Annotated in this window: 11 protein-coding genes; 7 read left to right on the forward strand and 4 right to left on the reverse strand. The window is 64.5% G+C overall.

The window, feature by feature from the left end; all coding sequences use genetic code 11:
- Positions 1 to 80 precede the first annotated feature (80 nt).
- From ACH2CW_RS12965 to ACH2CW_RS12975, 3 genes are all read left to right on the forward strand, one after another.
- On the forward strand, positions 81 to 2,870 hold the full coding sequence (locus ACH2CW_RS12965; RefSeq protein ID WP_395058755.1) for a PAS domain S-box protein: 2,790 nt from the start codon (positions 81 to 83) through the stop codon (positions 2,868 to 2,870).
- Between the two features lie 242 nt (positions 2,871 to 3,112).
- On the forward strand, positions 3,113 to 3,550 hold the full coding sequence (locus ACH2CW_RS12970; protein ID WP_395058757.1) for an Hsp20/alpha crystallin family protein: 438 nt from the start codon (positions 3,113 to 3,115) through the stop codon (positions 3,548 to 3,550).
- A gap of 130 nt (positions 3,551 to 3,680) precedes the next feature.
- On the forward strand, positions 3,681 to 4,052 hold the full coding sequence (locus tag ACH2CW_RS12975) for an Hsp20/alpha crystallin family protein (RefSeq protein ID WP_395058785.1): 372 nt from the start codon (positions 3,681 to 3,683) through the stop codon (positions 4,050 to 4,052).
- A gap of 159 nt (positions 4,053 to 4,211) precedes the next feature.
- On the opposite strand, the gene ACH2CW_RS12980 is transcribed toward ACH2CW_RS12975, so the two are convergent.
- Both ACH2CW_RS12980 and ACH2CW_RS12985 read right to left on the reverse strand, forming a co-directional pair.
- On the reverse strand, positions 4,212 to 5,348 hold the full coding sequence (locus tag ACH2CW_RS12980) for an NAD(P)/FAD-dependent oxidoreductase (protein WP_395058759.1): 1,137 nt from the start codon (positions 5,346 to 5,348) through the stop codon (positions 4,212 to 4,214).
- 94 nt (positions 5,349 to 5,442) lie between these two features.
- Positions 5,443 to 6,204 carry a class II aldolase/adducin family protein gene (locus ACH2CW_RS12985; protein ID WP_395058761.1) on the reverse strand — a complete coding sequence of 254 codons (762 nt, stop codon included), beginning with the start codon at positions 6,202 to 6,204 and terminating at the stop codon, positions 5,443 to 5,445.
- A gap of 196 nt (positions 6,205 to 6,400) precedes the next feature.
- On the opposite strand from ACH2CW_RS12985, the gene ACH2CW_RS12990 reads away from it, so the two are divergent.
- Both ACH2CW_RS12990 and ACH2CW_RS12995 read left to right on the forward strand, forming a co-directional pair.
- The gene (locus tag ACH2CW_RS12990; RefSeq protein WP_395058763.1) at positions 6,401 to 6,781 is read left to right on the forward strand and encodes a VOC family protein; all 381 of its coding nucleotides are present in this window, start codon (positions 6,401 to 6,403) and stop codon (positions 6,779 to 6,781) included.
- Positions 6,782 to 6,853: 72 nt separating this feature from the next.
- Positions 6,854 to 7,636 (forward strand): tRNA-uridine aminocarboxypropyltransferase, encoded by a 783-nt coding sequence (locus tag ACH2CW_RS12995; protein WP_395058765.1) that lies wholly within the window; start codon positions 6,854 to 6,856, stop codon positions 7,634 to 7,636.
- 220 nt (positions 7,637 to 7,856) lie between these two features.
- Here ACH2CW_RS12995 and ACH2CW_RS13000 read toward each other — a convergent pair whose 3' ends face one another.
- Complete coding sequence (locus ACH2CW_RS13000) at positions 7,857 to 8,465, reverse strand: glutathione S-transferase family protein (RefSeq protein WP_395058767.1); 609 nt, start codon at positions 8,463 to 8,465, stop codon at positions 7,857 to 7,859.
- Between the two features lie 140 nt (positions 8,466 to 8,605).
- Here ACH2CW_RS13000 and ACH2CW_RS13005 point away from each other — a divergent pair, with 140 nt between their 5' ends.
- The gene (locus tag ACH2CW_RS13005; RefSeq protein ID WP_395058769.1) at positions 8,606 to 9,286 is read left to right on the forward strand and encodes a helix-turn-helix transcriptional regulator; all 681 of its coding nucleotides are present in this window, start codon (positions 8,606 to 8,608) and stop codon (positions 9,284 to 9,286) included.
- Between the two features lie 97 nt (positions 9,287 to 9,383).
- Complete coding sequence (locus ACH2CW_RS13010) at positions 9,384 to 9,635, forward strand: hypothetical protein (protein WP_395058771.1); 252 nt, start codon at positions 9,384 to 9,386, stop codon at positions 9,633 to 9,635.
- Between the two features lie 20 nt (positions 9,636 to 9,655).
- Here ACH2CW_RS13010 and ACH2CW_RS13015 read toward each other — a convergent pair.
- Positions 9,656 to 10,071 (reverse strand): hypothetical protein (locus ACH2CW_RS13015; protein WP_395058773.1); only part of this gene is annotated, 416 nt, incomplete at its 5' end.

A 10,071-nucleotide genomic window follows, 5' to 3' on the forward strand; every position in this document is an offset into this window, starting at 1 on the left:
ACTGGCCACCTCATTCCGGCAAGCCGGTGGCCAGCGTCCTCTCAATGCCGGCCCCCGGGCCGACATTTCACAGGACAAGCATGAAGCAGACGGAGCAGAACACGCCAGAGGCGCAAAGCCTTCAAGAACGCGTGCTGACACTGACACGCTTGACCGAAGAACTGCAGCAGCAGCTGGTCCGACAAGCGGATCAGCTCCGGGCTTTTGAGCGGGCCACGCAACAGCAGCCAGCGCCGCTCGCCAAGTCCGCTACCGGCGATGCGACCAGCGAGCAGCAGTTCACCAGCGCCTTCGAGAACGCTGCCATCGGCATGGCGGTGCTTGGCACGGATTCGCGCCGGCTGCGCGTCAACCAGGCGTTCTGCGACATGGTGGGCTATTCGCAGGCCGAGTTGATGGCGCCTGACGGGCCCGATCTGACGCACCCGGAAGACGCGGCCGAGGACGTCCTGCAGCGCGGCAGAGCGCTGGCCGGAGAGATCACGACCTACCAGCGTGAAAAGCGCTACCTGCACAAGGCGGGCAGCCTGGTCTGGGCCACCTTGACCTGCTCGCTGGTGCGCGACGCGCAGGGCCAGCCGCTGCACTTCATCTCGCAGTTGCAGGACATCACCGAGCGCAAGCGGGCCGAGCAGTTGTCGCGCGCCAACGAGGAGCGTTTTCGCGCGCTGGTCCAGTTGTCCAACGACTGGTTCTGGGAGCAGGACGAAAATTTCCGCTTTGTCCAGATCTCGGGCGAGCTGGTTGACCTGGGCCCGCTCACCGCCAACAGCAGCATCGGCAAACTGCGCCGGGAGCTACCTTATGTGAACATGGACGAAAGCGTCTGGGCCGCGCACGAGGCGCAGCTTGCAAGGCGCGAGCCGTTTCGTGATTTTGAAGTTACGCGGCTCGACTCCGAAGGCCAGGTGCGCCATCTGAGCATCAGCGGCGTGCCGATTTTTGACGCCTCGGGACGTTTCACCGGTTATCGGGGCACGGGCCGCGACACCACGGCCATGCGCAACTCCAGCGACCGCGTGCGCGCCAGCGAACGCCAGTTGCGCGAGATCACCGACGCCGTGCCGGCGCTGATCGCCTATGTGGATGCCGACCAGCGCTGCCGCTTTCACAACCGCGCCTACCAGGAGGCTTTTGGTCTGTCGAGCGAAGACCTCCTGGGCAAAAGCATGCGCGAGCTGATGGAGCCGGTGTTCTACGAGGCGCTACGCCCCAAGGTTGAAGAAGTGCTGGCTGGCTACCCGGTGGTGTACGAGCGCAAGCAGCGCTCGGCCAACGGCAAGGTGCGGGACTATGTGGTCAATTATTTTCCGCGTTATGGCGAAGGCGCCGACGAGGGCAAGGTCATCGGCTTTTATTCGCTGGCCACCGACATCACCGAGCTCAAACGCATCGACCGCCTGAAAAGCGAGTTTGTCTCAACCGTCAGCCATGAGCTGCGTACACCGCTGACCTCCATCCGCGGCTCGCTAGGCCTGGTCGCTGGTGGCATGACCGGCAAACTGCCCGAGTCGGCGATGAAGCTGATCGACATTGCCAAGAACAACTGCGAGCGTCTGATCCGTCTCATCAACGATATCCTGGACATCGAAAAAATCGAGTCCGGCAAGATGCGCCTGGACCTGCAGCCGATGGCGCTGATGCCCTTGCTGAGCCAGACGATTGCCGCCAACGAAGGCTACGGCCTGGCCAACCAGGTCAGTTTGGTCTTGTACGGCGACGATCCCGATCTGCAGGTCCATGTCGAAGCCGACCGGCTCACCCAGGTGGTGACCAACCTGCTGTCCAATGCGCTGAAGTTTTCACCCACCGGTGGCACGGTGGAGCTGCATGTGACACGGGCCGGGCTCGGCGTACGGGTGGAGGTGCGCGACCATGGCCCCGGCATTCCGGAGGAGTTTCGCACCCGTATCTTCCAGAAGTTTTCGCAGGCCGATTCGTCCGACTCCCGCCAGAAGGGCGGCACCGGGCTGGGCTTGAACATCTCGCACGCGCTGATCGAGGGCATGGGCGGCAGCATCGGTTTCGAAACGCAGCTCGGCGAAGGCACGACATTTTTCTTCGAGCTGCCCCTGTGGCGCGAACCGGCCGAGGCGCCGCCAGCGGCGCCCCGCTCGCGCATCCTGGTCTGCGAAACCGACGTGGATGTGGCCAGGCTGATCGCCATCATGCTGGACAAGGCTGGCTATGACTCGGACCTGGCGCACAGCGCCGAGCAGGCATCGGCGCTGCTCGCCACGGGCAACTATGACGCGGTGACGCTGGACCTGCGCCTGCCCGGCCAGACCGGCGGCGCCTTTCTCAACGGCCTGCGCCAGAACGAAGCCACGCGTGCGCTGCCCGTTATTGTGATTTCCACGCTGGCCGGCGACGGGCAGCTGCAGCTCGACCACAAACCCTCGGCGGTGTCGGACTGGCTGACCAAGCCGATTGACGAAGGGCAGCTGGTGTCGGCCATGCAACGCGCGGTGGCCGCGCTGCAGGGCCGCAAGCCGCGCATCCTGCATGTGGAAGACGATGTGGACATCCAGCACATCGCCGCCGCCATCGCGGCAGATTTTGCGACCTTTGAGTTCGCCACCAACCTGACCCAGGCGCGGGAAATGCTGCGCGCCAAACCCTTTGACCTGGTGCTGCTGGACCTGGGCCTGGGCCGGGAGTCCGGCTGGGACCTGGTCGAGCTGATCGACAGCCTGCATCCGCGGCCGGCGCTGGTGGTGTTTTCTGCCAGTGAGGTGCTGCCCGACGCCGGCACCCGCCCGGATGCCGTGCTGGTCAAAGCCTCCACCTCCAATGCCGACCTGCTGCAGACGATTCAGCGCGTTCTCAGGATGCCGGCAACCCCGGCTGGCGGAGCGCACACCGGCTGATGTGACGCTCTTGTTTTGATAGCTGCCCGCGCTTTCTGGATATGGGCTAGAGGCCGATTTGACCCACAAACCGGGTTGACCGCCAGGGGGGCTTTCCTGGCCGACGGATGACCGCCCGCCAGGCGCCGCAAACCGGGGCCACGGCCCTCTTGAAATTTTTTTGCCGATTCCTACATCCTGATCGGGAACGCCGGAAACACTTTTCTGGCGCTCCGTGTTCAACCTGAATGGAGGAAATCGCCATGTTTCGATCCCTGTTTCCGCACGACGTGTTTGCTGAAATGGATCGCCTGCAACGCGAGGTTCAGCAGGCACTTGATCTGTCTCCCAATATCCGCGGTTTTGGCCGCGGCGGCTTTCCCGCCCTGAATGTCGGCGGCACGCCACAAACCGTCGAGGTCTACGCCTTTGCGCCTGGTATCGACCCCAACTCGCTGGAGGTCGACCTGGAGCGCGGCATGCTCACCATCGCCGGCGAGCGCAAGTCCCGCCTGCCCGATGCGGGCCAGCAGTCCACGCTGCATATCAACGAGCGTTTTGCCGGCTCCTTCCGGCGGGTGATCAACCTGCCTGAGGACGCCGACCCCGACGCCGTGCAGGCCCGCGTGAAGGACGGGCTTGTGCACATCACCATCCAGCGGCGCGCGGCTGCCCAGCCACGCCGCATCACCGTTCACTGAAAGGAGGAAGGCCATGACTACCCACACCCCTACCGCGACCGCTACCCGCCAGGCCGGCCATGCCGGCGATGCCGGCAGCGTCACCCACGGCAAGGATCCAGCACCGGACAACAGCCGTCCATGGGCCGACATGGCGCGCCAGCCCAAGCAGCAGGCGCAGCGTTATGCCCAGACCACGCTGACGCCCCCGGTCGATGTGGTCGAAGACAGCAGCGGCATCACACTGTATGCCGACCTGCCAGGCGTGCCCAAAGACAATCTCAAGCTGCAGGTTGAGGCCGACACCCTGACCATCGAGGCTGAAGCGGCGTTGAACGTGCCCGAGGGTTTGCAGTCCAGCCACACCGAAGTGGGTCTGGCGCGTTTTCGCCGGGTGTTCACCCTCAGCAAGGAGCTCGACACCGAGAACGTCAGCGCCGAACTGGCGCAGGGCGTGCTGACACTGCGCATCCCCAAGGCCGCCCACGCCCAGCCGCGCCGTATCAACATCAGCGTGGGCTGAGCGGAGAGGTCTGCCGCCGCGCCCGGCATGCCGCAGCCACCCAGGCGGTGGCCTGCCGGGCTCATTCCCGTTGCCTCCAGCGCTCCTGTTTTAATAGCTGCCAGCGCCCGCCAGCCATGGACAGCAGGCTGATTGGATACGCAGCCTGCAGGGCCGCACTCAGTGGCCAGCATGCAGCCGCACCGGCGACAGCATGGCTTCGGTCAGGCCGAAGCCGGCCATACGTTCTGGCAGCGGCAGGCCGCGCGCCAGCGCCGCGCAGGCCTCGCCCATGGCGGCCGAGGTCTGAATGCCGTAACCGCCTTGCGCTGCGACCCAGAAGAAACCCGGCGCGTCGGGAGCAAAGCCGCCCACCAGATCGCCGTCAGCCACAAAAGAGCGCAGCCCGGCCCAGGTGCGCGTCGGTCGGCGAATGCGCAAGGTGGTCATCTCCTCAATGCGGTCAATCGCCATGGCGATGTCCAACTCCTCGGGCTGGATATCTTGCGGCGCCACCGGGTCGGCATTGGCTGGCGAACCCAGCAACATGCCGGCGTCGGGCTTGAAGTACCAGCCTTCGTCGATGCTGGCCGTGAGCGGCCAGGCAGCGCTGTGAATGCCGTCTGGCGGAGCGAAAATAAAGGCCGAGCGGCGGCGCGGCTCCAGTCCGATGGGCGACACACCGGCCAACGCCGCCACCACATCGGCCCAGGCCCCGGCAGCGTTGATGACCACGGGTGCGGCATAGGTCTGCCCACCGGCCTGCACTTGCCACTGGTCACCGTCGCGCGCCAGCGCCGTCACCTCAGCATTACAAATCACCTGGCCACCCGCACGCCGCAGCCCGCGCAGAAAGCCCTGGTGAATCGCATCGACGTCCATGTCGGCGGCATCGGGCTCCAGCACCGCGCCCAGCACCTTCTCGGGACGCAACACCGGCACCAGCGCACAGGCTTCAGCGCTGCTGAGCAGGCGTGCATGCGGCGTGACGCTGCGAAACACGTCCCACTGTTCGGCCAGCAGCGCCTCTTCGCCAGGGGTGGCGACCAGCATCGCGCCGCGCGGCGAGATCAGCGGGTGATCGCTAAAGCCTTCAGGCGAGTTTTGAAAAAAGGCCCGGCTCGCCATCGTCAGCGCCCGCACCTGCGGCGTGCCATAACTTTCCATGAACAGCGCGGCCGAGCGTCCGGTCGAGTGGTAACCCGGCTGCGACTCGCGCTCCAGCACCACCACCCGTCCATGCGGCGCCAGCCAGTAGCCCACCGACGCTGCGGCAATGCCGCCGCCGATGATCAGGAAGTCAGCTTGTTGAGCCATGGCCGTCCTTCATGCTCTTGTTTTGATAGCTGCCTGCGCCTGCTGGACATGGGCTGGAGGCCGATCTGATGCGCAAACTACGCCAGAAGGCAGCTCAGTCCTTGTAACTCGCGTCAATCCGGTCCAGCTTGCGCAGCAGCGCCGGCCACATGAAGGCGCCGCCAATGCCACCCGCGCGCACATAGGCGCCCGAGCTGTCGTCGGCGTTCCAGATCTCGGGGCCGAAGTGGATCAGCTCACCGCCGCCCGCCTGCGCGCTGAGCTGGATCTGACAGGTGCTTTCAAACCGGTACATGCTGGCAAAGGCGTCGGCAATCGTTTTGCCCACCACCAGCAGGCCATGGTTGCGCAGCACCAGGTGCGTGGCCGTGCCCAGGTCTTTCTGCAGGCGCGGTTTCTCGTCGTCGCGAAAGGCCACACCTTCGTAGTCGTGGTAACCGAGCGAGGCGAGGATGAAGGCCGACTGCTGCGAGATCGGCAAAATACCGCCCTTCTGCGCACTGACCGCCACACCGGCCCGCGTGTGTGTGTGCATCACACAACCCGCGTCATGCCGCGCCTCATGCACCGCGCTGTGAATCACAAAACCCGCCGGGTTGACCGGATAAGGCGAGTCAATCACCTTGTTGCACTGCGCGTCAATCTTGACCAGCGACGACGCCGTGATCTCGTCAAACATCAGGCCATAGGGGTTGATCAGAAAGTGATGCTCCGGCCCCGGCACCCGCGCACTGATGTGTGTGAACACCAGGTCACTCCAGCCATACAGCGCCACCAGCCGGTAGGCCGCAGCCAGGTCCACACGTAATTGCCATTCTTCGGCACTGACAACTTCTTTGAGGGAGGCGATGTTCATGGGGGGCTCTTTTCAGGATGACGCAGGGTGGCCTTACTTTAAACCGGGGAGGCCTGAAATGCAGTCGCGTGGCTGACGCGCCATGTCACCGCGCCTCCAAGCGTCTTTGTACTTTACAGCGATCGACGACGCATCTTCCATTACCATCTCCCCATCCCACCCCGCCCACCTCGGGCACCCCACGGAGACAAAAGCAATGTTCAGTCATGTCATGGTCGGCGTTAACGACCTCGAAGCCTCAAAGAAGTTTTACGACGCAGTGCTCGGCACGCTGGGCGTCGCTCCCGGCGTCGCCAACAAGAACCGGTACTTCTACCGCAGCAAGACCGGCACCTTCGCGATCAGCACCGCGATCAATGGTGAACCGGCATGCCACGGCAACGGCAGCACGGTCGGCTTCAAGGCGGAGTCGCCCGAGCAGGCCGCCGCCTGGCATGCGGCAGGTGTTGCCAACGGCGGCACCACCTGCGAAGACCCACCGGGGTTTCGCGAAGGTCCGACTGGCAAGCTCTACCTGGCCTACCTGCGCGACCCGGACGGCAACAAGCTCTGCGCGCTGCACCGGCCTGCGGCCTGAGCGGTCGTTTGTAGAAGCAGGCGCCGCAGTGAAGTGCGGCATGGATTGCGGGTCAGGCCCGCAATGACAGGCATGGCCCCCACTGACTGCTACAGCTTCATGCCTCTTCCCATCGGCCCCCATGCGGTCTCTCGCCTGCGCGCAGCCCGCCTGGCGCGCAGCTCTAAACCCTTTCTGGCGCGCGGCGGACCGCGCGGGGAACGCTGCGCGGGTTGCCGGCTGCTGCCCAGCCACTGCCTGTGCGCGTTGCGCCCGATGCTGCCTGTGCGTGCGGGTGTGTGCCTGATCATGGCTGACATCGAGCCACTCAAACCGAGCAACACGGGCTGGCTGGTGGCCGATGTGGTGGCCGATACCTTTGCGTTTGGCTGGGCGCGCACGGAGGTCAATCCGGCGCTGATCGCGCTGCTGGCCGATCCGCAATGGCAGCCTTACCTTGTTTTCCCGGGCGAGTTTGTGGCGCCTGAGCGCGTTGTGACAGATGTGCTGGCTCTGGATGCCACCTACGGCAGACGCCCGCTGTTTGTGCTGCTCGACGCGACCTGGCCCGAGGCGCGCAAGATGTTTCGCAAAAGCCCCTACCTGGACAAGCTGCCGGTGCTCAGCCTGCAGAGTGAGCAGCTATCAAACTACCGCCTGCGCCGCTCGCAGCGCGATGAACACTTCTGCACCTCGGAAGTGGCTGCGATGTGCCTGGCGCTGGCTGGTGAGGCGCGCGCCGCCGGGACGCTGGCGGCTTACCTCGAGGTGTTCACCGACCACTACCTGAAGGCCAAGCAGCAGTTGCCGGTGAACGGGGACGACGCGGCGCACCAGCGGCTGCGAGGTTTATTGATCCACCCTTGTGAAGTGTGAACTTCTCTATCCGTTCGCCCTGAGCTTGGCCTGTCCTGAGCCTGTCGAAGGATCAAAGGACTTCCCTGTGCAAGTCAGGCGTCGACAGGCTCAGCCCGAACGGGGAAATTAATACTTCATCGGACCGGATCAATAGGTGGTCTGCGTGAGTAGCTTTCCTGGCGCGGCTTGCGGGAGTGTCGCCAGGGGGGTCAATCGTTCGTCGCCGCGGCCTGACACACTACGCTTGCGGCAGCGGATGCGCCTGGTCGTATTCGGCCGCAAAGCGCGCGCCGGGGCGGGCCATGCAGCGGTCAACCCAGGCATCGATCAGCGGGTTGCCCGGTTTGCCAAACCAGGCATAGGGCGAGTGCAGCAGCAGGTCGGCTGCGGTGAATTGATCGCCCAACAGATACGGCTGGTGCGTCAGGGCGGCCTCCAGCCGGGCGATGACTTCTGCGCTGCTGCGAAAGGTCGACGCGATGTACGGGTGCTTCAGCCCGGCGGCTTCAAGCGTCAGGATCGGCTCGACGACACCCGAATACCAGACAAACCAGCTGAGATAGGCGCCGCGCTGCGCATGCCCTGGCGGGATGTGCAGGTCGGCCTGGGGATACAGCTCCGCCAGGTACAGCAGGATGGCGCTGGACTCCCAAACGGCGACATCGTCGTGCACCAGCAGCGGCACCTTGCCCTCGGGATGCGGGTTGCGCGCGTCACGGCCACCCGATCCGTCAACGCGGGGGATGGTCACGATCTCGATCTGCACGTCGTCAAGCGCACCGAGCTCCTTGAGCAGGGCAAGAACCCGGGTTGAGCGGCTGTTGGGGGAGTGAAAAAGGGTCAGCATGAAGGCTCCTTCAGGTGATTGATGGTGGCGGTTTAATGGCATACGTGCTTGGAACATGGCAAGTTCACACTTCGCAAAAAAGCGGTGGCTGGCAGGTGGTACTCTAGCCAGCCCTCCTGCCAGTTTTTGTCAGTTAACCCATGTCGCGCTCTGATCGTCTTTTCCGTCTGTTGCAAGCCCTGCGTACCCTGCCGGCGCCCGTCACAGCGGCGCGGCTGGCGGACGAAACGGGAGTATCCGTGCGGTCCATCTACCGCGACATTGAAAGCCTGCGCGCAGCAGGCGCCGAGATTGGCGGTGAGCGCGGCTACGGTTATTGCCTCATTGAGGACGGCACACTGCCGCCGCAAATGTTCAGCCGCATCGAGATCGAGGCGCTGGTGCTGGGCCTGGCAGAAGTCAGCCACATGGGCGACCCGGCGCTGGCCAAGGCAGCCGCCGCAGTGCTCGGCAAAGTCGCTGCGACCCTCCCCTCGGTGGGGCAGCAGCACCTGCTGCATGCGGTGTCGCAGGTGTACCGTTTTGAAGAGCGCTTTCCGGCGCTGCCCGACATGCGCCTCATTCGTGAAGGGTGCTGGCGTGAGGAGGCCGTGCAGATCCGTTATGCCGACGGGAAGAGCGCGGTCACAGACAGGCTTATCTGGCCTCTAGCCATCGTCTACGCAAACAACATGCTGGTGGTGCTTGCCTGGTGCTGCCTGCGTGAAGATTTCCGCATGTTCCGTGCCGAGCGCATCAAGCAGATGGAGGCCGTGGACGTGAGCTTCCGGCCGCGGCGGGTCGCGCTGCTGCGCACCTACCTGGCTCAGCTCGCAGCGTGACGGGATGTGCCGCCCGTATAACTTGACGCGGGAAGGCGGCGACAATCACACTTCACGCGCTGACACCAACGCGCAGCCCCAACCGAAGCAAAGCACCATGACCGATGACCTGAGCCGACAGAACGAACTGAAAAAGATGACGCTGTGCGACTCCTGCGCCGGCATCCAGCGCAACTGGCGCAAGGCGCCGGGACACCCGGAGCTGGTACAGGGCAACAACCGGCAAGAGCGGCGCGGCGGCGCGCTGGTCACTGTCACCAAGTACCGCTGCGACCGATGCGGCACCGCGTGGGAGTACGAGAACGACAAGGCCAACCTCAAGGCCGGCTGGTCGGTGGTGGGGCGCTGAGCCACGAGCCTTAGCGCTGTTTACTTCTGCACGGCGGCGCTGCTCGTGCCTATGCTGATCTGTCGCTTGCACTCCGTACGAAGCTGCTGCAGCCTGGTTTTCTCGACCTGAAAGACTTTGTTGTCCCGCGTGCTGACGGCCTTTGTTGCAGACAGCCCGGCCACCTCAGAGGCTTTTTCAAGCGCGTTTTTGCAGGCGCTGTAGCTGTTCCACGGGTCGGCCCCGCTGCGCACGGTGGGCCACTGCTGTCGCTGCCCATCCAGCGCGGCCCGGGTCAAGCGCAAACGCTGGGCGTACTTCATGGCATCGGGCTCCATGGCGCCGATCACGTATTCATCAAGCACGGCCTGGGAGCGGACCGCCAGGGCCAGCGCGTCTTGCGGCTTTCCGGGTGGTGTTGTCTGCGCAGCAGCCAGCGCGGCGCTGAGCAGCACAA

This window comes from Polaromonas sp. (assembly GCF_043778355.1).
Classification (GTDB): Bacteria; Pseudomonadota; Gammaproteobacteria; order Burkholderiales; family Burkholderiaceae_C; genus Polaromonas.